General features: G+C 38.2%; 18 protein-coding genes. 12 read left to right on the top strand and 6 right to left on the bottom strand.

Going from position 1 to position 24,057, the window contains the following annotated elements:
* Window positions 1-92: 92 nt before the first annotated feature.
* Window positions 93-1,625: an AAA-like domain-containing protein gene (locus tag P9B04_RS19850; protein ID WP_342056703.1), complete on the bottom strand. Its 1,533-nt coding sequence runs from the start codon at window positions 1,623-1,625 to the stop codon at window positions 93-95.
* A 183-nt stretch (window positions 1,626-1,808) separates the two neighbouring features.
* Between P9B04_RS19850 and P9B04_RS19855 the strand changes: the two genes are divergently transcribed.
* Window positions 1,809-2,549, top strand: coding sequence for an endonuclease (locus P9B04_RS19855; RefSeq protein ID WP_342056704.1), 741 nt, complete (start codon window positions 1,809-1,811; stop codon window positions 2,547-2,549).
* Window positions 2,550-2,929: 380 nt separating this feature from the next.
* A complete protein-coding gene (locus P9B04_RS19860; protein WP_342056705.1) occupies window positions 2,930-3,112 on the top strand; it encodes a hypothetical protein in 183 nt (60 codons plus the stop codon).
* Window positions 3,113-3,235: 123 nt separating this feature from the next.
* Here P9B04_RS19860 and P9B04_RS19865 read toward each other — a convergent pair whose 3' ends face one another.
* Window positions 3,236-3,391: an isochorismate synthase gene (locus P9B04_RS19865; RefSeq protein ID WP_342056706.1), complete on the bottom strand. Its 156-nt coding sequence runs from the start codon at window positions 3,389-3,391 to the stop codon at window positions 3,236-3,238.
* Window positions 3,392-3,639: 248 nt separating this feature from the next.
* Between P9B04_RS19865 and P9B04_RS19870 the strand changes: the two genes are divergently transcribed.
* Window positions 3,640-4,383, top strand: coding sequence for a hypothetical protein (locus tag P9B04_RS19870; RefSeq protein WP_342056707.1), 744 nt, complete (start codon window positions 3,640-3,642; stop codon window positions 4,381-4,383).
* Between the two features lie 82 nt (window positions 4,384-4,465).
* Here the strand turns inward: P9B04_RS19870 and P9B04_RS19875 are convergent, their stop codons facing one another.
* Window positions 4,466-5,800, bottom strand: a complete 1,335-nt coding sequence (locus P9B04_RS19875) for a phospholipid carrier-dependent glycosyltransferase (RefSeq protein ID WP_342056708.1) — start codon at window positions 5,798-5,800, stop codon at window positions 4,466-4,468.
* A gap of 267 nt (window positions 5,801-6,067) precedes the next feature.
* Between P9B04_RS19875 and P9B04_RS19880 the strand changes: the two genes are divergently transcribed.
* The 9 genes from P9B04_RS19880 (at window position 6,068) to P9B04_RS19920 (ending at window position 19,917) form a co-directional block, all read left to right on the top strand.
* On the top strand, window positions 6,068-9,784 hold the full coding sequence (locus tag P9B04_RS19880; protein WP_342056709.1) for a bifunctional diguanylate cyclase/phosphodiesterase: 3,717 nt from the start codon (window positions 6,068-6,070) through the stop codon (window positions 9,782-9,784).
* A 187-nt stretch (window positions 9,785-9,971) separates the two neighbouring features.
* Entirely contained in the window at window positions 9,972-10,475 is a 504-nt protein-coding gene (locus P9B04_RS19885) for an LptA/OstA family protein (RefSeq protein ID WP_342056710.1), read from the top strand.
* A 10-nt stretch (window positions 10,476-10,485) separates the two neighbouring features.
* A complete protein-coding gene (gene lptB / locus P9B04_RS19890; RefSeq protein ID WP_342056711.1) occupies window positions 10,486-11,202 on the top strand; it encodes an LPS export ABC transporter ATP-binding protein in 717 nt (238 codons plus the stop codon).
* Window positions 11,203-11,237: 35 nt separating this feature from the next.
* Window positions 11,238-12,422 carry an LptF/LptG family permease gene (locus P9B04_RS19895; RefSeq protein WP_342056712.1) on the top strand — a complete coding sequence of 395 codons (1,185 nt, stop codon included), beginning with the start codon at window positions 11,238-11,240 and terminating at the stop codon, window positions 12,420-12,422.
* A 3-nt stretch (window positions 12,423-12,425) separates the two neighbouring features.
* On the top strand, window positions 12,426-13,232 hold the full coding sequence (locus P9B04_RS19900; protein ID WP_342056713.1) for a type 1 glutamine amidotransferase: 807 nt from the start codon (window positions 12,426-12,428) through the stop codon (window positions 13,230-13,232).
* 52 nt (window positions 13,233-13,284) lie between these two features.
* Window positions 13,285-13,482, top strand: a complete 198-nt coding sequence (locus tag P9B04_RS19905; protein WP_342056714.1) for a hypothetical protein — start codon at window positions 13,285-13,287, stop codon at window positions 13,480-13,482.
* Between the two features lie 381 nt (window positions 13,483-13,863).
* Window positions 13,864-14,814 (top strand): hypothetical protein, encoded by a 951-nt coding sequence (locus P9B04_RS19910; RefSeq protein ID WP_342056715.1) that lies wholly within the window; start codon window positions 13,864-13,866, stop codon window positions 14,812-14,814.
* 494 nt (window positions 14,815-15,308) lie between these two features.
* A complete protein-coding gene (locus P9B04_RS19915) occupies window positions 15,309-19,247 on the top strand; it encodes a GAF domain-containing protein (protein ID WP_342056716.1) in 3,939 nt (1,312 codons plus the stop codon).
* 283 nt (window positions 19,248-19,530) lie between these two features.
* The gene (locus P9B04_RS19920; RefSeq protein ID WP_342056717.1) at window positions 19,531-19,917 is read left to right on the top strand and encodes a response regulator transcription factor; all 387 of its coding nucleotides are present in this window, start codon (window positions 19,531-19,533) and stop codon (window positions 19,915-19,917) included.
* Window positions 19,918-19,961: 44 nt separating this feature from the next.
* Here P9B04_RS19920 and P9B04_RS19925 read toward each other — a convergent pair whose 3' ends face one another.
* From P9B04_RS19925 to P9B04_RS19935, 3 genes are all read right to left on the bottom strand, one after another.
* Window positions 19,962-21,857, bottom strand: a complete 1,896-nt coding sequence (locus tag P9B04_RS19925; protein WP_342056718.1) for a hypothetical protein — start codon at window positions 21,855-21,857, stop codon at window positions 19,962-19,964.
* A gap of 43 nt (window positions 21,858-21,900) precedes the next feature.
* Window positions 21,901-22,839 carry a hypothetical protein gene (locus P9B04_RS19930; protein ID WP_342056719.1) on the bottom strand — a complete coding sequence of 313 codons (939 nt, stop codon included), beginning with the start codon at window positions 22,837-22,839 and terminating at the stop codon, window positions 21,901-21,903.
* A 68-nt stretch (window positions 22,840-22,907) separates the two neighbouring features.
* A complete protein-coding gene (locus P9B04_RS19935; RefSeq protein ID WP_342056720.1) occupies window positions 22,908-24,005 on the bottom strand; it encodes an IS110 family transposase in 1,098 nt (365 codons plus the stop codon).
* Between the last annotated feature and the right edge of the window lie 52 nt (window positions 24,006-24,057).

The following is a 24,057-nucleotide window of genomic DNA, read 5'->3' on the forward strand; positions in this document are numbered from 1 at the left end:
TGCTGATAAAACTATACCATAAAATATACAATTAATTCTGCTGACTTACTTACCCCCCGTTTGATACATAGAGAGGGAAGAGGATGGCACACTCATGAACTAACCCCCAAACGATTGCGAAAATACCGACGATATAATTCACAGGATGGCATAACTTTGTTGCCTTGAAACTTCACTAACCCCATACTCTTTAGTTTAAATCCCTCCGAATTTCCTATCTGTACAGGATGTTCCGTCGCCACTACTTGTTTAAACGCCATTAATAAACTTTCGTCTTGCTCCAAGTTCAAAAGATGACGACGTAAGTGATCTTGATAAACTCCTTCTTCTGTGGGAGCTACAGACAAAAAGTGTTGCCAACTCATTCGCTCTCTAGCTATTTCATAAAGAGCTACCCGAATTAAGTATGGATGTCCCCCACACATCTGTATTAGTCCCTCTTTTTCTTCGACAGACCAATGCAACCCATGTCTTTTGGCTAAATCTTCCACCTGAGAAGCAGTAAATTCCGGCAATTCCACCCCGAAACCCACATTGAATGGAGACTGATTAATATCGAGTGGAATGTAAACCTCTTTCGAGTGAACAATTACTAATTTTAACTTTTGCCAGACAGGATCATTTTTTCCTTTCTCATGCCAAGCTCTTAATAATCCTAAAAAACCTGTTGCAATCTCAGGGTATCGAAACACCTGGTCTACTTCATCTAACCCTAATGCTAAAGGAACTTCTAGTTTTGATAATAAATACTTTTGAAAATAATTAGTACAATTCTTCTTACTGCCTAAAATGCCTTTCCAATACTTTTCCATCTCTGCCGGTAAATCTAATTCATCGCTGATACTTGCACAAAACCATTGTAAAAATTGCTCAAGATTTTTGAGGCAATCATCATCCACTAATTGAAAGTTCAAACAAGCTGTTTGATAATTAGCTTGTTTAGCATGAGACAAAATCCTCGCCATTAATGAGCTTTTGCCCATCTGACGGGGAGCTTTCACCCGAATCAAAGCACCTGGCTGCAAAATTGTTTGATAACAATCAGACTCAATCGGTGGACGCTCCACATAAAATGGCGAATTTAAAGGGACTTGTCCTTCTGGAATCTCCAAGTTAGTTGACTTTTGATTGTCTGTGGAGGATCGGGACACAGTGTCATTGTTATTGTCAGTATCCTTTGTTTCTTGACTGCCAAACTGAAGCTCTATAGCTTTAATTAATTTCTCAAAACTATTAGGTTGACCATACTCTAACCAGTGTAAATCCTGAAGATTCAACCCATATTGTGACGCTTTGAGGTCTGGTATTTGACAGTCATCGAATTTCAAGGGAATAAAATAAATAGTTCCTGGTGGCAACTCTGCCAACATTTCCATGGCCATTTTGAATTCCTTTTGAATATATCCCCGTTTACTAATGGACGTTGACGACAGACAAGCGATGAATAAATCACTATTTTTCAACGCTTTGGGGATTTCATCCCTCCAATTTTGTCCGGGGAGTAAATCCTCTTCATCGAACCAAGGTTTATAACCTGCTGACACCAGCTTTTGATAGAGTTCTCGGACTAACGGTTTATCTTCGTTAGCATGGGCGATAAATACCTGTGGTGGATTGTCTGGCATCAGTTATCCCCATCCAGTTTCGGTATAGGACTGTTTACTACATGATATCTGATGATATGGTTTGATTGATCTGCGATCATCGTGCTTGGAGATAAAGAAAACTAAAAAATATAAAAAAGTTAATAATCAGAAATTACTTAACCGAATATACTTAAAGCGTAATATAGAAAAGTCTTTAACATCATGAAATTAGAGAATAGTTTTGTTGAATTTTTCAAAAAACTAAGTTGTTTACTATTAATTAACTTAGTCTTAATGTTGAGTTTTAGTACCGCCGTACGAGCAGACCAAACGGGAATAGAAAATTATAGAGAAGCTAGAAATATTTTTTGGGAAAGTTTATATGAAGATGGAGCAACATCTTTATACTGCGGGGCTTTTGAAAAAGATAGAAGTGGAGACATAAATGTGGAACACGTTTATCCAGCTTCTTGGATGAAGCCAGCGGCAGGATGTGAAGATCAGAGTCGCAAAAACTGTAGAAGAAACAGTGAAAGATTTAATGTTATGGAAGGAGACTTACATAATTTATATCCAGCTTTAAAAAATGTAAACACGGCTAGAGGTAACCTAACATTTACAATTATTCCTGGAATGGAAAATAGATTAGCGGTGGCGGCTGCTCCAAGTTGTGATTTTGAAAAAGTAAATTCAACTGTTGAGCCACCTGTAACTTCAAGGGGTGAAATAGCGAGAGCCATTTTTTACATGAATGATGAATATGGAGCAGAAATAGGAAAAAATGGCAAAGAAGAACCAGAATTAGTTGAACTCTTAACAGAATGGCATTGCAGTGATTCCGTAAGTACTGAAGAAAAAAGAAGAAATGATGCGATTGAAGTTCTTCAAGGGAATCGGAATCGTTTTATTGATAAACCGGATCTAATTGCTTGCCCTGTTGCCTTGAAATTCCCCATTGATTAGTAGCAAAAGACTGAATTCTGCTATGAAGTAGGGTAGAGCTACCCTCCTAACACCGAACACCGAACTCAGATTAATTCTCTCATCAAAATATCATCACTCTTAACATTGGCCTTTACACAAATTTGTCCTATGGTTTGTTACTATGGATACGTCAAGGAAATTGTTCGTTTTCTAACCATGAAGTATCTTAGGCTTTTTAAGCAATAAGGTACCCTGAGCAATCTCCAAAGACAGTAAAGATAAATGGAGATAGATAGTCAGAAGAGATAGCTGTCATAGTTTGGAAAAATTTTATAATGCTTCTAGAATTCGACAGTTAAATCCTAGTCAGTTTACTCTATTAAATGCAGTTCCATGCAATTAACTCTAGGTGGTGTGAGATGTTAGAACGTTTTTTATTAGCCAGTACAGTAACTTGGTTACTTTATGTGTCACTACAGTTAGGCCAGTCCCCAATGACTCCCAAAGCAGTTGATAAAACAGCTAATCGTGTTACTGTTGAACAAGTAGAAACTCATTTTAATGCTAGTAGCTTTGGCGACTTTAGGGTGGCTCAAAAATAACAGTTATACATAAAAGATGAGACTATTGTCTTTAACTCACACACCAAAAATTTATCAATCAAATATTAGGGGAGAACTAAAGTTCTCCCCTTTTTTAATACCAATTAGCATCCATTAACAACTCTAGGCTGTTTCGTTAAGTTCTGTTTCAATATAAGGCTTACAATCATAAGGTTGTACCCCAATATCCTTATAATCATCTTTAGCAGGACTAAAAATTCTAGCAAAGCCTTCCGTAAGATATTCGATAAATCCTTGTAACATATCATTAAGTTTCATACTTTCTACCTCCAAGGTTTGTGAAACCAGTATTAATTTATTTTCTGCTTTTCAGTTCAAAGAGAATTGTTTTTTCCCTTCTCCCTATTACAATTATCTATTTAAAAGATTAATCTTTTATCATATTCGCAATAAATATTGAATTTTCTTGATAATACTTAGTAAAAATCCTATCCTCACTTTAAGTTATATAAATAAATAGAATCTTTGGAATAAACTACTATAATAAAAGATTGTAAAGGTAAAACTTGTCATTATATTGGGGATTTCAAGGAAAAATTATGGAACCGAAACGAGAATTTTTTCCAAAGGTAAAAAAGACAGTAATGCCCCGTCCTTATTTTGCCACAGAAAAGGATATTTTGGGACAAAGAGGAACAGCGGCAGCAGTAGACGCAGCAATTTATGGTTCAAACTGGTATTTAGACAAAGAACAAGGGTTAATTGAAATTTACGAAGCAGGGGCGGCTATTAGCTTTTTTAACCTGATTCCTCGTAAGAATAAATACGAAAAAGAAGGACTTTATCTACGGTTAAAAATTGCTTATCGAACCACAGAAAATGCTAACGCTAATATTCGTAATTTTTCGGGAAATCATGTTACTCTTGCCAACAGTTTGACTGGGGATATGTACGACGATCCCCAGACTTATTGGTGGGTAACTGATGATTTAACCCTAAATATTAACTCTATTTTTTCAGGGGAAAAACTTTGGATACAAAGAGTTGACTGGGAATGGATGAGTAAAGAAGTTATTTACGAAGATGAAGTTTTTGGGAAAAACACCCTTCTTTATCGTTCCCTAGAAGAAATACAGAAACTTTACGAAGAAAAAGAGATCACTGATCAAGATGTAAAGGACTTTTTAAGAGACAAAATTAAAAGTGACGATTGGTTTGCTAAAAAATGTCTTGTCATGTTAAGGGAAGAACAATTAATGGAAGAAAAACTAGTTAAACTCTTTGAAGACAGCGGACTAGAATTATCTTAGTTGAGATTTAATGAAGTGCAAGCAAACTGCTTGCTACTTTGCCACTAAAAATTATTATTAGCAACGAAGTATCCCTTGAAAACTAAATCCAATTGGGTAACATTCTCATGGTAAACCCTTCTGAAGAGAGAGGAAATCCTAAATAAATAGGCAGCCAATAAACAAAAGACAAACTAATTAATAATAATAGTAGAATTCCTAAACGGCGATTAAAAATTGAGGTACTGATTAAACATTGTTCGATAATTAAACCAATTCCTAATAAAGAAAAACTGTAAGCAGACATATAATGATATAAAAAAGTACAACGACTTACTAATATCCAAGGTAATAGATTACAAAAATAATTAATTAGAATAAAAATCAAGACTGGGAAATAATAATTATGTTTCTTTCTAAGTAAAATGATCAAGACAAACAGAACAAAAACTATAATAGAACCCGTTGCTAACCACCATAAAATAGGATTACCCATAGCATGAACATCATAAATAATCGTTCCAGAAGGTGTGTCTTTATTTTCATAAAAATAAGCAATTGGTCGAGCCATAATTAACCAGCTATACCACCTAGAACAATAAGGATGGACATCTAAACCATCGCCAATACTCTGATGAAAAGACCAAATTTTATGATGAATTTGCCACAAACTATATTCAGAATTCAATAATAAATAAGGTAACCAAAGAATACTATAAGTAAAAATAGGGACAATTAATAAATTAAACAATAGTAAAAAAGGTTTATTAAATTTTATTCTCGCAAATAATCCTAAGTTTCGTAACTCAAATAAGTTATTAAATTTGTGAGAAATATAAACCATAAAAATCAAACAGTAAATCCCCAATATGAAACCCAAGCCATTCCATTTAATTGTTGCTGATAATCCTAAAAATACTCCAGTAACTGTTAAATATAAATATTTTCCTCTATTAACAAATAATAAAAAAAATAAATGCCCCAATAGACCAAAACTGATTAAATAAATATTATTCAAAGCATAACGAGATTCAACTAAAAATAATCCCTCCAAAGTAGCCAATAAAGTAACCACTATAGTATAAGAGCGACGGTAAGTAAGTTGATAAGCGATCGCTCCTAAAATCAAAGGAAAAAAAGAACCAGTCAAGGCATTTAACCAACGATAACTAAGAGTTGAACGCCAAGATCCTGTTAAGTTGTTGATAATATCAGGAGAAGCTGGAAACAGAGAACCTAACCACATTCCCACAGCAATTAAATATTCCGTTAAAGGAGGGTGAGAATTTAAAAAAGGGGTTCTGGTTAAATAATGATTAGCAAATTTAGCATAATAAACTTCATCAAAAACCAAAGTGTTAAATTGACCTAAATTCCAAAAACGTAATGCTAAAGAAACTAAAAAAAATAGTAATATTATTAAGGTAAATATCGGCATTTTATAGGAAAGTAGTAAAAGAGTAGTATTTTAAAACTTATATGATTAAGAAATACTCACCAAAATTCTGTATTTAAGACAAATTGGCACAGTATTAGTTTTCTAGTTAATAAACTGTTAAATAAACCTAACAGAAAAATATCATAGTCCACCATCGGCATTTTATGGAAAACTGGAAAAAATTTGTTTAGAATTAGAAGGGATCATAAAAAGGTGCTAAAGGCAGACAATTTAGGTTAACAACAGTGGCATGGGGACTTAGGACGAGTGCAAGATAAGTTTCAATACCAAAATCAGGCAGATAAGAAGTCCTGGGAACCTGCTGTCGAAGCAGAAATTTCCCAACAAAAAGCGATCGGTGAAATTGCTCAAATTGCCCTAAATTGTTCAGACATTGACAGTTTTCTCCAAGAAGTAACTCAAATTATTTGTGATCGCCTCCAAATACATCACTGCGGTATTTTTAAGCGAGGGATTGACGATTCCGAATTACAGCTAATACAAGGAGTTGGTTGGAATCAACAAGAAGAAGCAAACCCCATCCTTTATCTGCACGAAAGCTGTCACCTGAGTCAAACCGTCAAAACTGGCCAAACTCTAATCGTTGAAGATTTCACCACCAACGATACCTTTGCTTGTCATCCCTTTTTGGCTAATCACAGCATTATGAGTGGTATCAGTGCAATTATTCCCACGTCACAAGAAACCTACGGCATCTTAGGGGTTTACAATGGCAATAAACGCGAATATAGCCCACAAGAATCCAATTTTTTAGAAATCATTGCTCAAATTATTGGTACCACCATTAGCCAAAAAGCCGATCAACAACCACAAGCAATGGAAGATGTTACCAACGATCGCTTTTTTGAGCTTAACTTAGACATCTGTTGTATTGCCGGTTTTGACGGTTATTTCAAGAAAACAAATGCAGTTTTTACCCAAACCCTCGGTTATTCAGCAGAAGAATTAAAATCGAAACCCTTATTAGAGTTTGTTCACCCCGATGATCGCCCTTCCACCCTAGCAAAACTAGAAAACTTAAGCCAAAATAAACAATCCTCTCATTGCGAAAACCGTTATCGTTGTCGAGATGGCTCCTATCGTTGGTTATCGTGGACTTCTGTTGTTAATCTCCAAAAAAAATTAATTTATGCTGTTGGGCGCGATGTCACCGAGTCAAAAAACCTTGAACTTGCCCTAAGAAAAAGCGAAGAGAAATTTCGTCTTCTTTTTGCCAAGTCTCCCACAGCTATGGGGTTAGCAAAGATGAATGGCAAATTAATCAATGTTAATCAAGCTTTGTGTGAATTAGTTGGCTATCGCGCTGAAGAATTATTAACTAAAGGTTGTGTAGATATTACCCATCCCGAAGACATAGAAAAAGAAAAAAAATTATTTAATAAATTACTCTCAGGAGAAATTAACAGTTTTTGCTTAGAAAAACGCTACATTACCAAAACAAATCAAATAATTTATGGGTTACACCAAGCAACTTTAATTCGAGATATTGACGGAAACCCCTTGCATTTATTAGGTCAAACCATCGATATTACTCAGCAAATTCATCAAACAGTTGCCCTTCAAGAAAGCGAAGAAAGACTAGCAAGTATTATTAGTACCATTTCCGACGGTTTACTGGTAATAAATCCACAAGGAAAAGTACGCTTTATTAATGATGCCGGTGTAAGAATTTTTGGACGTTCCGCTACGGATTTGATAGATCATCCTTTAGGTTTACCTGTGGGCAATGATCAACCCACGGAAATTTTTATTCAACAACCCGAAGGAAATTTAATTATTGCTCAAATGCGCGTAGCTAACATTACTTGGCAGGGACAATCAGGATATTTAGTCTCTTTAAGAGATATTACAGAAAATTATGAAGCCCAAGAAGCCTTATCAAAAAGTGAAAAAAAATACCGTCAAATTGTAGAAACTGCCACAGAAGGAATTTGGATTATCGATCAAGAGAATAAAACCTCTTTTGTCAATCAACAAATGGCTGAAATGTTGGGGTATAAAATAGATGAAATTATAGGTAAAGACTTATTTGATTTTGTTGATTTAGAAGAAAATATAAAGAGTGAAAAGAGAATACAAAAACGCTCCCAAGGTACGACTGAAACCAACGATGTAAAGTTTCGCTGTCGAGATGGTGGGGAATTATGGACAATTGTTTCTAGTAATCCTTTATTGAATAATAAAGGAAATTATGTTGGTTCGTTGAGTATGATTACAGACATTAGCCAACGGAAAAAAATGGAGCAAGCTTTATCTGAAAGTGAGCAAAGGTTAGAAGGTATTTTAAACTCTATTCAAGACATGATTTGGTCTTTTGATGGTAATTTTTGTCAGCTAATTTATATTAATCCTGTTGCTCAGACTACCTTGGGTTTTTCTTTATCAGAAATATACAATAATAGTCAGCTTTGGCGGGAATTAATTCATCCCGATGATCAAGAATTAGTCGAATCTCATCGACAAATTGTCAAAGAAACAGGTTATACAGAATGCAAATATCGTCTCCTTAAAAAAGATGGTCAAATTTGTTGGTTATTGAGCAGAATACGCTGTGTTTATAACGAACAAGGTAATATTATTCGTATTGATGGGATAGATAGTGACATCACCGAACAAAAGGAAGCAGAAGAACAATTACAATACAACGCAACTCACGATCCCCTAACCAATTTACCCAATCGTATTTTATTTATGGATCGTTTAGAACACGCCATACAAAGACAAAAACGTTATCCAAAGTTTACCTTTGCCGTTCTCTTTTTAGACTTAGATGAATTCAAAGTTATTAACGATAGTTTAGGTCATGCAATTGGTGATCAACTACTCAAAGAAATTTCTCATCGACTCCAAGAAGGGTTACGCAGTAATGACACATTAGCGAGGTTAGGTGGTGATGAATTTACCATTTTACTAGAAGATATTGAAAATATTCAAGATGCGATAAACGTCGCTAAACGTATCCATTTAGACCTAAAAATTCCCTTCATATTACAAAATCAAAATATATTTATTAACACAAGTATTGGTATCGCTTTGAGTAGTTTAGGTTATGAAAAAGCCGCAGAAATTTTGCGAGATGCTGACACTGCCATGTATCGTGCAAAAGCCGACGGAAAAGCCTGTTATGCAATTTTTGACCGTGAAATGCACGAACGAGCAGTTAGCCGTTTACAACTAGAAACAGACTTAAGAATAGGTATAAGTCAGCAAGAATTTAGTCTTTATTATCAACCGATTATCTGTTTAAAAACTGGTCAACTAACAGCATTTGAAGCCCTAATTCGTTGGAATCACTCCCAGAAAAAGTTAATTTCTCCTGCTCAATTTATTCCTGTAGCCGAAGAAACAGGACTTATTATTTCTATAGGAGAATGGACATTAAAAGAAGCTTGCCAACAAATGCGACAGTGGCAAGATCAATTCCCTCACTATTCCCATTTAAAAATAGGAGTGAATTTGTCTAGTAAACAACTAAAATACAGCAACTTAATTAATACCATAGATAATATATTACAAGAAACTAATTTAGAGCCAAAAAGTTTAAAATTAGAAATTACCGAAACCCTATTAATGGAAAACTTACAAGCAGCAACAAATATTCTATTAAAGATACAAGAACGAGATATTGAAATTTGTTTAGATGACTTTGGGACTGGCTATTCTTCTTTGAGTTATTTACATCGTTTTCCCGTCAATACCTTAAAAATTGATCGTTCCTTTGTGATGCGTATGGAACCTAATAACGAAAACGCAGAAATTGTCCGAGCGATCGTTAGTTTAGCCCATATTTTGGGATTAGATGTGATTGCAGAAGGTATAGAAACAGAACTACAACTAGCACAATTAAAGTGGTTAGATTGTGAGCAAGGTCAAGGTTACTTTTTTGCTAAACCATTGCCCGCTTCAGAAGTAGAAAGCTTGCTTAAAAAACCTCAAAATTGGGACCGTTCAGATTCTATCTAAATAATCTATTAAAAAATTAACAAAGAATTAAGCAAATATTTCAGATGACGCAACAAACACTTGAGCAACCTCGTCCTCTTCAACAAAATCCACCCAGAGTTGGACAGTTCACCGATCGCCCCAAAAAAGATTGATTACACTAAAGCAATAGAATAAACTCAAAAGCGATCAGCCCCATAGCTAAACCATGTTTTTCACCCCCTTTGTCTCCCACAAAAACACCATCGGAGTCCTCGGCGGCATTTTAGTTGCCACGGTAAGTACAATGACCCTAGAAACTATTCCCAGAAACGTACAAGCCCAAAACCCGCCCGCAAATAGCCCCCTCACCGTTCGCTCCGACATCCAAGAAGCAAACTCAGAAACCGGCGTAGTCACTGCTAGAGGTAACGTACAATTCTTCTATCCTGCTCGTCAAATACAAGGCACTTCCGCACAGGCGCAGTATTTCAGCCGAGAACGGCGTTTAGTTCTCACAGGAGACGTTTATGTGCTACAAGAAGGCAACAGTATGCGAGCCGAAAGCATGACCTATCTTATCGATGAAGGCCGCTTCATTGCCACTCCAGAATCAGCACAACAGGTAGAATCCATTTATCTAGTCACAGAGAACGAAAACCAACCTCCTCAACAGACTCCCGTGTCTCCAGCACCTCCCTTAGACACCACCTTACCCACCCCCGACTTTTAAATTCCGAGCCATGACACTGATTTTAGAAAACATTCATAAAAGCTACGGAAAAAGAGACATTGTTAACCGAGTCAACATCAAAGTCGCCCCTGGGGAAATTGTCGGCCTTCTTGGTCCCAACGGCGCAGGAAAAACAACCACCTTTTACATAGCTACCGGTTTAATTAAACCCAATAAAGGGAAAGTTTGGTTAAATCAGCAAGAAGTAACCCGTTTGCCCCTCAATAAGCGCGCTCGCTTGGGTATTGGTTACATGACCCAACAACCCAGTATTTTCCGTCATCTAAGTGTATCGGAAAATATCCAAGTAGCCCTCGAACAAACCAACGTCCCCTTCCGACAACGGCCCCAACGTCTTCATAGCCTACTGCAAGAATTTCGACTTGAAAAAATTGCCAACACAAAAGGCTCTCAAGTTTCCGGGGGGGAAAGACGGAGAACCGAATTAGCCCGTTCCTTGGCTGTGGGGAAACAGGGGCCAGATTTTCTATTATTGGACGAACCCTTTGCCGGCGTTGACCCCATCGCTGTCTCAGAAATTCAAACCATGATCGCCCAACTACGAGACCGTCAGATGGGTATTTTAATCACCGATCACAACGTCCAAGCCACCCTAGCTATCACCAACCGCGCCTACATTATGCGGGACGGTCAAATCTTAGCAGCCGGCAGCGCAGAAGAAATTTATAACAATCCTCTGGTGCGACAGTATTATTTAGGAAATTAGAGACAACAGATCAACTCTAAGATCACACACAAATTATGGATATTGGTCAAGTAAACCCCCTTAAAATCAAACTTAAACCTCAGATCCCTGGTTTATCCATCATGGATCGTTACCTGTTTATCGAACTCCTATTGCCATTTCTCTTTGGCATGGGCATTTTCACCTCCTTGGGACTATCCATCGGTACATTATTCGACCTCGTGCGTCGAGTAACCGAGTCGGGACTGATGCTGTCGGTAGCTTTACAAATTTTACTACTGAAACTGCCAGGCTTTGTTAGTTTAGCCTTCCCCATGGCCATGCTATTGGCCGCTTTGATGGCCTACAGTCGTTTATCCAGCGACAGCGAAATTATTGCCCTACGAAGTTTAGGAGTTAGCGTTTATCGTTTAATTATTCCCGTGGTTCTTTTTGGTCTGATGATCACAGGATGCGCTTTTATCGTCAACGACTGGATCGCACCAGCCGCCACCCATCAAGCTGCAGTTACCCTAGAACGAGCAGTAAATCAAGAAAGACCCGATTTTAAAGAGCGCAATATTGTTTACCCTGAATACAAAACAATTCAAGAAGAAAACGGTCAAGAAGCCACCGTTTTAACCCGTTTATTCTACGCCGAAGAATACAACGGCGACAAAATGAGCGGCCTGACTATTTTAGACCGCACCCAAGAAGGGGTTAACCAAATTGTTACCTCCGAGTCCGCCACCTGGAACATTTCCAGTAATACTTGGGACTTTTTTAACGGGACAGTCTACCTCATTGCCCCAGACGGTTCCTACCGCAATATTGTGCGCTTTCAACATCAACAACTAGCCTTACCTCGGGCCCCCTTAGACTTAGCCAACCGTCGTCAAAATTTTACAGAAATGACCATCGCCCAAACCAAAGAGTACCTCAAAGCCATGCAATTGAGTGGCAACGAGAAACGGGTTAGAAAAGTAAGAGTTCGTCTCCAAGAAAAGTACGCCATGCCCTTCATTTGTCTCATCTTTGGCTTAGTGGGGGCAGCCATCGGGGTCAGACCCCAAAACACCAACAAAGCCACCAGTTTTGGTGTCTGTGTGGGTTTAATTTTTGGTTACTATCTTTTGGCCTTTATGAGTACCTCCCTCGGTATTTGGGGGATTTTAACCCCATTTCTAGGAGCCTGGTTGCCCAATATTCTTGGATTGACCGCAGGTAGTTTATTATTAGTTCAATCAGCAAGTTTACGATAATTTATGTCTGAAATCCCTTGTTTAACCATCGGTTGGCTTTACCCCAACTTAATGAGTACCTACGGCGATCGCGGCAACGTCATCTCTATCCAACGCCGTTGTCAATGGCGAGGTATTCCTGTAGAGATCCTTCCTTTGGATCAGCAAACCGAAGCAGAACAGTTTAACCATGTAGATGTAATCGTGGGGGGTGGGGCCCAAGATCGTCAACAAGAAATCGTCATGCGAGACTTACAAGGGAAAAAAGCCGACATCCTACGTAAGAGGTTAGAGGTGGGAACCCCTGGGGTGTTTACTTGTGGATCTCCTCAACTTCTGGGCCATTACTACGAACCAGCTTTAGGGCAACGCATCCAAGGGTTAGGATTGTTGGATTTAGTTACCAAACATCCAGGGCCAAAGGCTTCCCGTTGTATAGGGAATGTGGTTTTTGAGATCACCGCCTCTCCCCTCGCAGAAGATTTGCAACAAATGTTAGGAGAACCACCAGTAATTATTGGCTTTGAAAATCATGGAGGCCGAACTTATTTGGGGGATGTACAACCTCTAGGAAAAGTTCGCTCTGGGTACGGTAATAATGGGGAAGACGGTTACGAAGGGGCTTTTTATGGTAATGCGATCGCTACTTATTCCCACGGCCCCTTATTACCAAAAAATCCTTTTCTGGCCGACTGGTTGATCAAAACCGCATTACAAAAAAAATATCAAACAGAAATAGAGTTAATACCCCTCGATGACAGTCTCGCCCAACAAGCCAGAGAAGCCATGTTAAAACGCTTAGAAACATCGGATTTAGGGGTTCACAGTTAGACTTCGCAACACAGACTATCGATTGTTATTGTTAATTTATCCCCGGTTAGCTATGAGCAAATCTACTCCCTTTAAATCTTCTTTTATTACCTTGGCTTTAATTAGTTCTGTTGTGATTACTGTGACAACTTACGTTTTGAGGGGTTTGGGGATTTTAGGGTTCATACCAGGAATTTTTATTTTACTTTTGATAGCTATTTCTGTTTTTATGGCTATCTTCTACGGAATTTTGCGCAGACGACGTTTCTAGAAACAACCGATGGTGATAAATTACAAAATCCCAACGCCAAATACAGAAATCAGTCATCAGTTCTGAGAATTTCAGTCTGAGGTATAAGGCAACGGACAACAGGGAAAAGTCAACAGTGAGCAATGGTAACTGATAACTGATAACTGGGAAAAAAAATATCTCATCAATCATTCCTGATCCCTATACAAAGCTTTTGACTCAAAGTTGAAATTTGGTTAAAATTACCTTTGGTCAACAAAATAAGCTAACCTAGCTTAAGTAAAGGTGCAATACCTAAAGCACAACTGTCTATATTTCTCTCCCAAGAAAGCCATCGGTTACACTGATGGAATAATTTCTTGTATAAGCTGTGCTAACTACTTCTAGAAAAGACCAGAAATTATGACTGGAAAAGTATTCGATGGTAATCCAACTCCAACGGCCCTCTTAATCTTAATCCTTCCCCTTGCCGCAGTTATCGTCCTTCTTTACAAGGCCTGGATGTGGGTATTAGGATTTGTTGCCCTAGTTATTATCTGGAAATTGGTGGACAATTATCAGTGGCAACAGTGGAGTGCTAAAATTAACCCTATTTTTACCCAATTAATCCAAGAAAATCAGGGGCAAGTTACCCCAATGGATTTATCCCTTAAAGCCAATTTAAGTGCAGGAAGTGCTAAACGTTTCTTAGCAAGAAAAGCAGAAGAATTTGGCGCAACTTTTCAGGAATTGCCAGAACAAGGAAAAGTATACTATTTTATTACCGCCAGCACTTTAGGCAGTATCCTCGATGATAGCGAACCGACGGAGGAAGAACCTGAAGAACCGACAAACTTTGATGGTGAGGATGAAGACGATGAAGAACTGGATATCCCTCAAAGCAACCCAGTTGCATCCCCTCCCCCTGAAGTTTCTTCCCCCCCTTCCCCTAGTTCTTTATCGAGTCCTTTTGCTCAATTAGCTGCCCTCAAAGAAGAACGATTACAACAACATCAACCATCCGATCAGTCTTCTTCCTCATCAGAAACAGAAACACCACAGTCCTCACAACCTCTACCTCAATCTCCAGAAAAAACCCCCGATATCGAGAAAACAGAAACACCAGAGTCCTCACAACCTCCATCTCAACCCCAGGAAACTACTCCTGAAATCGAGAAAAAAGAAAAATTTACCCTCATTCAATCAGATTTAGCTAAAAGACTCGATATAACCCCTAGCACTATTGGTCGTCGTAAAACCGATAGCAATTTTGCCGAATGGAGTCAAAGCAAAGATCCTGATGGTATCGCCTGGAAATATCTCAGGAAGTCTAAGATCTTTATCCCTGTTGATCCTGATAAGCGTTACCTATAGAATTATGGGCTAAAACTTTTGCCTTGTGAATATCGAGTGTTGCGGTACTTCTGATGGATCTACTTGAACCTCAAATATCAAGCTTTGTTACAAATTTAGGCCAACAGGAACAAGAGTTGATAGATTATTAGTAGAGGCTAATAGAGCCTCCCTGGCAGATAAAACAGCCCAGTATAAAGTTAAACGTAGAACTAAGAGGTAACTCAACGCTGTTTAAACTCACATCTGTCTCGTATCCAAAAACAACACCCAATCCGAAAACGGATGATTCCTCAAATGGGAAAATAGGAAGTAACACCATTAGCCAAACCGAAAACATGGAAAAAAGCGATCGGTAGCTAGGTGTCTTCAAATAGGATGACGTTAAAGAGGAATGAAGCCGCAGAGTAAGGTTGGGGTGTTGTTTGTCATGTGTACAGCATAATTGTGAGAGGTTGAGTTAGTAAATTTAGACTGTACATTGTCAATTGTATTTAACCTAACAGGGTTTTCTTATGTCAACCCAATCTGATGAAGGAAAGATTGCTCAACAAAAATTTTTAATCAAGGTTATTAGGGAAATCCACGGAAGCGGTGAACTAGAGAAAACTTATGGGTCCATTGCCAGCAAACTCAAGGCATTTTTAGAAGTAGATAGAGTATTGATCTATCAATTGGGGGGACAACTCTGGGATGACGAGAGAGCATCCTCAAGTTCTTGGGATAAGTCAAAACTTTTTTTGCCTAATACCTTGGGACAGATTGATACAGATAAGCAAAAATCCACCCTACTCTTATCGCAAAAATTAAAACCCTGTATAGAAATAGGGAAAGAGATCATTGAACTGCTGATTCCCATAACCCTACAAAAAAGAGAATGGGGGTTCATCGTTATTTACCATTGTTCAGAACTTCGTTATTGGCAAGAACAAGATAGCGAATTAGTACAAGAAATAGCCTTTCATTTGAGTGTTGCTGTAGGACGCGGTGAAATCTACCAAGAACAACAAAAGCAAGAACAACTGATTGGCAAAGCAGTGGAAACAGCCATAGAACAATACACCATTATCAATAAAATCCGTTGCTCCCTCAATATTAATATCGTTTTAAACATAACCACCCAAGAAACTCGCAAATTTCTCAAATGCGATCGCGTAGCTGTTTATCGATTTAATAACGAAGATCAGGGAGAATTGATCGCCGAATCCGTGGCAGAAGGATGGCGATCGCTACTCATTCAAGATCCAGAAGACACAAATAACCAAAAAAAGGGCGAAAAACACCCTACTATTAATTTTTTAGACAATTTAGAATTAAATCACACCCACTTACAAAAAAATCAAAAACCCCCTGCTAACCCCGACGACTTGTTTAGAGTCTGTGACGACATTTACGCAGCAGGATTTTCTCAGAATTACTTACAACTGCTACAAAAATACCAAGCTCGAGCTTACATTATCGTCGCTATTTATAAAGATCAATCCCTGTGGGGACTCTTAGCCGCCTATCAAAATAGAGGTCCCCATCACTGGCAAACCACAGAAATCGACTTTATGGTACAAATAGGGATCAATTTAGGTATTGCCCTACAACAAGCGGAACTTCTAAGTCAAACCCAACAACACAAACAACAGCTACAAACTGCCCTAGCAACCGCCTTAAAAGAACAAAGCGATGCTTTAATCAAAACTCACCAGAAAGAGCAATCTCTAGAATTAGTCATCGATAAAATTCGTCAAACCCTAAACCTAAATACCATATTCCAAACCGCTGCCACAGAAGTGCAGAAATTATTGGGAGTCGAACACATAACCATCTATCAGTTTGATCCCAGTTACGGGGGAGAGTTTATTTTTGAATCCGCTCCGGGTGATTTTGTTTCTCTGGTGGGAGTAACGTGGCACGATGAATATTTACAAGAAACCCAAGGGGGAAGGTTTAAAGACAATCAACATTGTATTATTGAAGATGTTCAAGACGACCATCGCTTTGCTGAATGTTATCGGGGCATGCTAGAGGGTTTCGGGGTAAAATCCGTAGCTATTGTCCCTTTGTTCGAGGGTTCACAACTATGGGGACTGCTAGCAGGGTTTGAACATACTCGTTGTCGACAGTGGCAAGATGGAGACATTCATCTGTTAAAACGAGTTGCCCATCATATCAGTGTGGCTCTGCAACAAAGCTGTCACGTCAAACAGATTGAAGAATATGCCCAAGAACAAGGGATTATTGTGGAGCAAGAACGGGCTTTACTGGAAGTTATCGATAAAATTCGTCGCACTTTAGAATTAAAAACAATCTTTCAAACTGCTGTCAGAGAAATTCGTCACCTCCTAAAAGCGGATCGAGTGGCTATTTTCCGCTTCGAGCCTAATGCAGATTTTGCCCTGGCAAAACCGATCTCCGAAGACGTAGCCCCTGGATACATTTCCGCTCTACACGTCAAAGTGGAGGACCACTGTTTTGCTAAGCACTCGGGACCTTATTATCAACAAGGTCATCTGTTTACCATTGACGATCTCGATCAAGCCAACATACTCGACTGTCACCGTCAAATTTTAGAGAAATTTCAAGTTAAAGCCAATATGGTAGCCCCTTTGTTGATGGGGAAAAAACTCTGGGGGTTACTCTGTATCCATCAATGTTCCGCTCCTCGTCGATGGAAAACCCAAGAAAAAGGATTTGTCACCAAGATAGCTACCCATCTCAGCGTTGGTATTCAACAGTCTGCTCTACTCAAAGAGAGTCAAAAAAAGGCCAAGATGCTCGAGAGGACATTGAAACAAGTTCAATTTCAAAAAGAACATCTAAGAGAGATAGCTAATCAAGAAAAGGCTTTAGCTCGTGTCATCGAGCGAATTCGTCAGAGTTTGAAGTTAGAAACCATATTTGCTTCAACCACCGACGAAATCAGACAGATGTTGAAGTGCGATCGTGTGGTAGTGTATCGTTTTTGGGAAAATTGGGGAGGAGAATTTTTGTACGAATCTTTGGGTAAGGGGTGGAAACCTTTGGTGAGTAGGGATGCTAAAGGAAAATCCCTCTGGGAAGATACTTATCTTCAGTACGCTCAAGGAGGATGTCATCGCAACCAGGAAATTTTTTCAATCAATGATGTTGACACAGCAGAGTTAAGTTTTGCCCACCGAGAGGGATACAAGCAGTTACAAATTAGAGCTTTGCTGATAGTTCCTGTATTTGTTGGGGAGCAACTGTGGGGAATGTTGGGAGTTTATGACCATCAGAAACCTAGATACTGGCCTAAACGGGAAATTGACCTGGTAATTCAGGTGGCTAACCAGCTAGGAGTGGCAGTCTATCAGAGTAATCTACTCAGAAAAACCCGAAAACAGTCAAAAACTCTACAAAGAACTGTAGCGGATCTCAACGCCATTGTGGACAATTTAGGGGACGGACTATTGGTGGTAGATGTTTATGGCACAATTACCCGTTATAATCCTAGCCTATTGTCTATGTTTGGTGTTACTTCGTCTTTGATAGGGAAGCAAGTTTTAGATGTTTTTCCTTCTGAGTTATCTTTGTTGCTAGAGAGAAAAGAATTAGCCCATCAAACAGTAGTTACAGTGGAAATTCCTTTACCCCATCATGCTATTGGGCAAGCATTGGCTAGTAGTATTATTAAAAAGGAACAAGATACGGAGGAAGAGTATCTTGGGGTAGTTATTTTAATTCGAGATATTACCAAAGAACGGGAAGTAGAACGAATGAAGAGGAACTTTTTATCTATGGTTTCTCACGAGTTGCGAACACCCTTAACTTCTATTGTTGGTTTTTCTGCGTTGATTAGAGATAAACTTAACAAGGTTATTTTTTCTCAGATAAAAAATCCGAATAAACAAACAAGCAAAGCCATCAACCGTATCCAACAAAACTTAGATATTGTAGTATCTGAAGGAGAAAGACTGGGTAAATTGGTCAATGACTTTTTGGACATGACAAAAATAGAATCAGGAAAAATAACTCTGAGTTTAGTTCCTGTTAAACCCCACACAATTTTAACTTGGGCGATCGCTTCTATTTCCCCTTTGTTTTACGAATCTCCCGTAGAGTTGATCGAAGATTTCTCTGAGGAATTACCCTCCATTTTAGGAGATGAAGATCGCCTCATTCAAGTGTTTGTTAATTTAATTTCTAACGGACTTAAATTTACAGAAAGCGGATCTGTTATCTGTAGTGCTAAAGCAGATCATAAGAATCTATTGATTTCTATCACTGACACAGGCATCGGAATTGCAGAAAATGACTATAACAAGATATTCGAACCGTTCCAACAAGTCGGCAATATTTTGACTACAAAGCCGAAAGGAACAGGGTTAGGTTTATCTATTTCTAAACAAATTATTGAACAACATGGGGGAAAAATTTGGCTGACTAGCGAAGTAGGTAAAGGTACAACATTTTTTGTAAGTTTACCAGTAACAAAAAACTTTTAAAACCTTAACTTGGCTACTACCGTTAGTTAATTTTGGGATAAGAATTGATCTTAAACTCATATCTTGCACCTGCATCACAAAGTGTTGGTGAAGTTGGGGGTTGGAGAGAATTCCTCTGTCTTGGTGCGGTGTCTTATTTTTAATTTTGACCAGTTGTCTATAATTTTCCCTATTTTGACATACATATCTGATCTGTTTTTTTGAGCTAATGATTTCTTAAACGACTAATTATATTGTTTTATTTTTCTAACCCTAGAGTAACACTTATTTTTAAATTTTAATAATGAAAAAAGTATTAATCGTCGATGACGAACCGAATATTGTCACTTTAATGGAGCAAATTTTAGAAGAACTTGAAGACAACGGGGTATTAACCATAACAGCAAGGGATGGAAAAGAAGCATTAGAGTTGATCCAAAAACAAAAGCCTGATTTAGTATTTTTGGATGTAATGATCCCTCATATTAGTGGATTAGAAGTTTGTAAAACAGTCAAAAAAGATAACTATCTCTCCGATGTCTATATCATTTTGCTTACAGCTAGAGGACAAAGCTTAGACGAAGAAAATGGCATGAAAGCTGGTGCTGATTTTTATATAACTAAACCATTTCTACCTCAAGACGTATTGATAAAGTCTCGGAAAATTCTTGGTATTGAAACGTCTAATTAAACTGAATAATACTCAACTATTTTCTTATTTGTTACCTCAAATATCTAATATTCTGACCAAACTTTATTCTTATTAATTATTTGTTTCTCCCCAGGAGGAACAGTTCTTTCGTCCATAAAATAAATTTCTAGACTTTCTAACTGTTGATCAGCAGAATGATTCTTATTCCACTCTCGAATTAAATAGTTAGCAAAATGAGGATAAAGTTTTTGTCCCATAGCACGGTTGAGATTGATATAATAGACACGCCATTGAATAGTCTGATAGATTTGTCTACGTCTCTTCAAAGTAGGTTTTTCCCAAGAAATAGGACTATTTTCATCGAGAAGATTAACAGTTTCTCCGTTGTTCAATTTTCCTACAATAACGTGCCATCCATCGTCCCTTGGAGGTGCAGGAGCAAAAATACTCCAAGCTTGGTCCAAACGAGTCAAATAACCAAGAGTATTAAGACGTTGAAAAGTTCTACGGTTAAGAAGGTTACGAGTGGATATAATCCAATCTTTCTTATTACTATCACGATAGGCTTTGTTACGGGCAACTGTTTGATCTACAAACCCTTTTAGATTCCATATAGTTGTTAGTAATAATAATAATAAGACAATTAAATTAAAGGGAAAAGAAGACTCAACAGTTAGAGGACGAAACTTAAACGGTTTAGTAAATTTTCCTGCAACTTTTCGGTTAGAAGCAATCATTTGGTAAAACTTTGTTCCCCTATTCATGATAGGTTGCCAACGTAGTAACGGTTCTAGGAAAAATAGGATAGGAGAGAGACTAACTACATAAGCGATCGCTTCAAATTTATAATGACGATTTTCTTCCCAATCTACCACAACCCAAGAATTTTTTTCTAACATATCCTCATAGATAGATTCATAACCTTGAGCTTCTAATAACGGAGTGCCTGGTAATATCAGTAAAGTCCTAATTGCATGAACTACTTTCTTACAAAAACCACAATCTTTGTCGTAATAAATAGTCAGTCCTTTTCGGGGTTTAGTGCTAATTTTTTCCTGTGCTTTATCCCAAACCTCTGTCGGTAATAAGGCTAACCAGTTAACAACACTCAGATAACTCAAAACTCCGATAGCAAAACATAATTCAAAGCCAATATGTAGGAGAATAAAAGAGATAATAGTTAAACAACGAAACCAGCTAGTACGGAAAGGAATAAAAATTAAAAAAGGCCCTATCCATTCAAAAATTAAAGCCCCAAAAGTGAGTGTTTGTAAAATAGGGATAGGAAAACCTAAGAGAAAATGACCAAATTCGGTAGCATATTGATCAAAGTGGAGGGAGTAGTAAACTGCATCACCATCGGGCCACCAAAGTTCGCTTTTTGTTTTATAAGCTGCTGACCAAGTATAAATAAATATTAGTTGTACTATAAAAGCTACGGTGGCCCCATTGATAACTTTTTTCGGTAATGGTTTTGGGTTAGAATTGAAAGCACTATCGATAGAGTATGAACAACCTAAAGGCAAAAACATAGACCAAAAAAGCATAGCCCTTAAAACATCGTCTCCTGCGAAAATTAAAGCAGGATTTCTATTTTGTAAAGAAATATTTAATGCCCAAACCGCAATAACAGCTAACCTTGTGCGGTAACCAAATAATAAAAATAAACAAAAAATAAGAGCTACTGTAAATAGAATTAATTGAAACCATAAACCACCGTTTAGTAAATTAAAAGACCAATACCAAGGATGGAGTAAAGAATTGGGAGTAGGTTGAAGAGCAATAAAAGAAGCAAATAAATTGGAATGTAAAGCGTCTCTAGGAAGTACACCTTGGTCTGTGTAGTGTGCTGAAATTCCCCTAAAACGGCTAAATAAATCGACAATAACAACTAAAGCTAAACCGATTCTGAAAACAGCGAGCGATCGCAAATCTAAGCCAAAAATATTGGTTAATTTTGATGATTTTACCTGACTCATATCCGTGAAAAATTTAACTATAAAAATGCTTTTAACAGACTGTTTATTGTTCGCTTTGCACTGTATTAATAACAGGCTTCAATTGTTCGGCTAATTGTTCTGCTCTTAGTTTCCTTGCTGCAAAGACAAGGTGATGATGAGTATCGGCAAAAAGGCTAGAATCTGTCTTTAAATTGTAATCGTTTTCATCATAAACAAGAGGAGCGATTTTGCTTAATTTTTTCGTGATGTCCTGCATATTTGATAAAGTATTTTCATCCTGACTGGCATAAACCCAAGGCAAAGATAAAATCAAAGTAGCATCTTTTGCCTCAACTTCTTGGCGAAACTGCTCGATTCTTTCTACTGCATGAGGAGAAATAGATTCATTGATAGTCCATTGCCACCATTTTCCCTGACGATTTTTCACAGTGGTTGGATCACCTCTTTCGGTCAAAGGATCAGAGTAGTAACCAGTCAGACGGCCTTTTTCTGCGAGATCTACGGCAGATTTTGTAATCGGCCTGAGACTCGGAACTCCCTGCATCCAAACAGTTTCCGCTAATTGTAGGGGCGGAATTCCACCGAGTCCGGGTCTTCCTATGGCCACCCCAAATGGGGCTGATCTTTCCAGCAAACCATCTTCATCTAGTAGGATCAGATCTTCAGGAATCAACAAAACAATGTCTCCTGGACGCACTGCTTTGAGAATACTGGGTAAAATAACGTTTAGACCTACTGGACCATCTAAACCCATGTTGAGGACGGGAATACCTAGTTTTTCTGATAAAACATCGGAGTCAAGTGAATGATGCGCCCCAGAACCGCCTAAAACTAGCAATCGAGGAGAGTTTTCAACTTGAGAGGCTAAGGACATTTTCTCCCAATACATCCATCTTAACCAGCTTAACTCTCCGCCATAATAGACATTATAGACAAAACCCAATGACCAGGCCGCCACCACTGCGATCGCCCACGGGGTTAATTTTAAAAGTTTCTGCATAATCTCTCTAAATCAAACTTTTCCCAATTTTAAACCCTACTCGCAAAAAATAAGAAATTCCCCAAGGGCTAAAAAACAATTTCGTGCTTTAGCTTGTTAAACAGCAAGTGAGTAGCGTAGAAGGTTAGGCGAATAATAGCGTCTTTGCCTTTAGCTTTCTTCTCTTGCCTCATGGTGTCCCATTTCGCTCCTAATTTCCTTCCTATTTCCGTCTCCAACCTACGGGGAGGGGACGGGCAAATTCTGCACATACACCAGATATAAAAGTGCGCTCTCATTACACGAGAGTTAAACCACCTTAAGCTTTCTTTGTCTCCTGATTGCTCAATACGACGAGATAAGCCTAAATAAGACTGAAATTGCTGTAAACTGCGATGTCTTTTTTGTTTCCCATTATTTCGAGTTTCAACCCACTCAATTATAGGAAAACCGTTAACCAAAAACTTGTCAAAGGGATAAACCTTACTTAGCACTAGGCTTTGCATTCCTATTCCCCAGTTGAACTCAGAAAAAGCTTTTCTGTAAGGGGTAAAGCAATCTTGCTCTAATGCGTCCCATAGCATCCCTTCCGTTTCAATACGGCGGCGTTCTAGATCGTGTATAGCTGAGGCATGATTTATGGAATAATCCGAAATGTCAATTTCGAGGCTGTTAGCAACCGAATTATTGTAATGGTTCACCCGTTTGCCGTGATTGTTTTTGCCAATCAACCACTTAATTATCGGTGTGTAACCTTCTTTGTCCACTTGCCAAGACTGCGCGGCGGCTTCTGGGTATTCCAAAGCAAATCTTTGTCTAAGCTGGTTAACCAGTGCTGTTCTTATCTCGTCAAGTTGTTCAAGTTCTAGCACCAGTTCCCTGACTGCCTGTATTTCTTTAATTCGATATCCTTTTAAAAACCTTTTTGAACCGTCCTTGTTGATGAAGTAAGGATCGAAGTAAGATGCAGCCAGGCACAAGGAGTCATTTTCGTCGTACTTATTGGGAAAACCAAAATGCGATCGCTGTCCCTTTAATTCTGCGTGGGCCATCCAATAAACAGGAATATTGTGAACCTCAGCTACACGATGCCAAAACCCAGAGTACCAGCCTCCTGTAGGTTCCATTACTAAACCAGTGGGCTTTAGTTGCAATAAATCCCTAATGGACTTTTTAGTAGGAGTCATTTGTGACAACTTAAGGCTGGAAGTCAGATGTCAAGCTAGTTTCGCCTTATAA

The sequence above is a fragment of the Crocosphaera sp. Alani8 genome, from assembly GCF_038442745.1.
Taxonomy (GTDB): Bacteria; Cyanobacteriota; Cyanobacteriia; order Cyanobacteriales; family Microcystaceae; genus Crocosphaera.

What these genes read in the sequence shown, in the direction of transcription:
- P9B04_RS19855 (WP_342056704.1), top strand. Translation starts at nt 1,809, where the DNA reads ATGAAATTAGAGAATAGTTTTGTTGAATTTTTCAAAAAACTAAGTTGT.
- P9B04_RS19850 (WP_342056703.1), bottom strand. Translation starts at nt 1,625, where the DNA reads ATGCCAGACAATCCACCACAGGTATTTATCGCCCATGCTAACGAAGAT.
- P9B04_RS19915 (WP_342056716.1), top strand. Translation starts at nt 15,309, where the DNA reads ATGTCAACCCAATCTGATGAAGGAAAGATTGCTCAACAAAAATTTTTA.
- lptB (WP_342056711.1), top strand. Translation starts at nt 10,486, where the DNA reads ATGACACTGATTTTAGAAAACATTCATAAAAGCTACGGAAAAAGAGAC.
- P9B04_RS19860 (WP_342056705.1), top strand. Translation starts at nt 2,930, where the DNA reads ATGTTAGAACGTTTTTTATTAGCCAGTACAGTAACTTGGTTACTTTAT.
- P9B04_RS19905 (WP_342056714.1), top strand. Translation starts at nt 13,285, where the DNA reads ATGAGCAAATCTACTCCCTTTAAATCTTCTTTTATTACCTTGGCTTTA.
- P9B04_RS19910 (WP_342056715.1), top strand. Translation starts at nt 13,864, where the DNA reads ATGACTGGAAAAGTATTCGATGGTAATCCAACTCCAACGGCCCTCTTA.
- P9B04_RS19875 (WP_342056708.1), bottom strand. Translation starts at nt 5,800, where the DNA reads ATGCCGATATTTACCTTAATAATATTACTATTTTTTTTAGTTTCTTTA.
- P9B04_RS19895 (WP_342056712.1), top strand. Translation starts at nt 11,238, where the DNA reads ATGGATATTGGTCAAGTAAACCCCCTTAAAATCAAACTTAAACCTCAG.
- P9B04_RS19930 (WP_342056719.1), bottom strand. Translation starts at nt 22,839, where the DNA reads ATGCAGAAACTTTTAAAATTAACCCCGTGGGCGATCGCAGTGGTGGCG.
- P9B04_RS19885 (WP_342056710.1), top strand. Translation starts at nt 9,972, where the DNA reads ATGTTTTTCACCCCCTTTGTCTCCCACAAAAACACCATCGGAGTCCTC.
- P9B04_RS19920 (WP_342056717.1), top strand. Translation starts at nt 19,531, where the DNA reads ATGAAAAAAGTATTAATCGTCGATGACGAACCGAATATTGTCACTTTA.
- P9B04_RS19925 (WP_342056718.1), bottom strand. Translation starts at nt 21,857, where the DNA reads ATGAGTCAGGTAAAATCATCAAAATTAACCAATATTTTTGGCTTAGAT.
- P9B04_RS19900 (WP_342056713.1), top strand. Translation starts at nt 12,426, where the DNA reads ATGTCTGAAATCCCTTGTTTAACCATCGGTTGGCTTTACCCCAACTTA.
- P9B04_RS19935 (WP_342056720.1), bottom strand. Translation starts at nt 24,005, where the DNA reads ATGACTCCTACTAAAAAGTCCATTAGGGATTTATTGCAACTAAAGCCC.
- P9B04_RS19865 (WP_342056706.1), bottom strand. Translation starts at nt 3,391, where the DNA reads ATGAAACTTAATGATATGTTACAAGGATTTATCGAATATCTTACGGAA.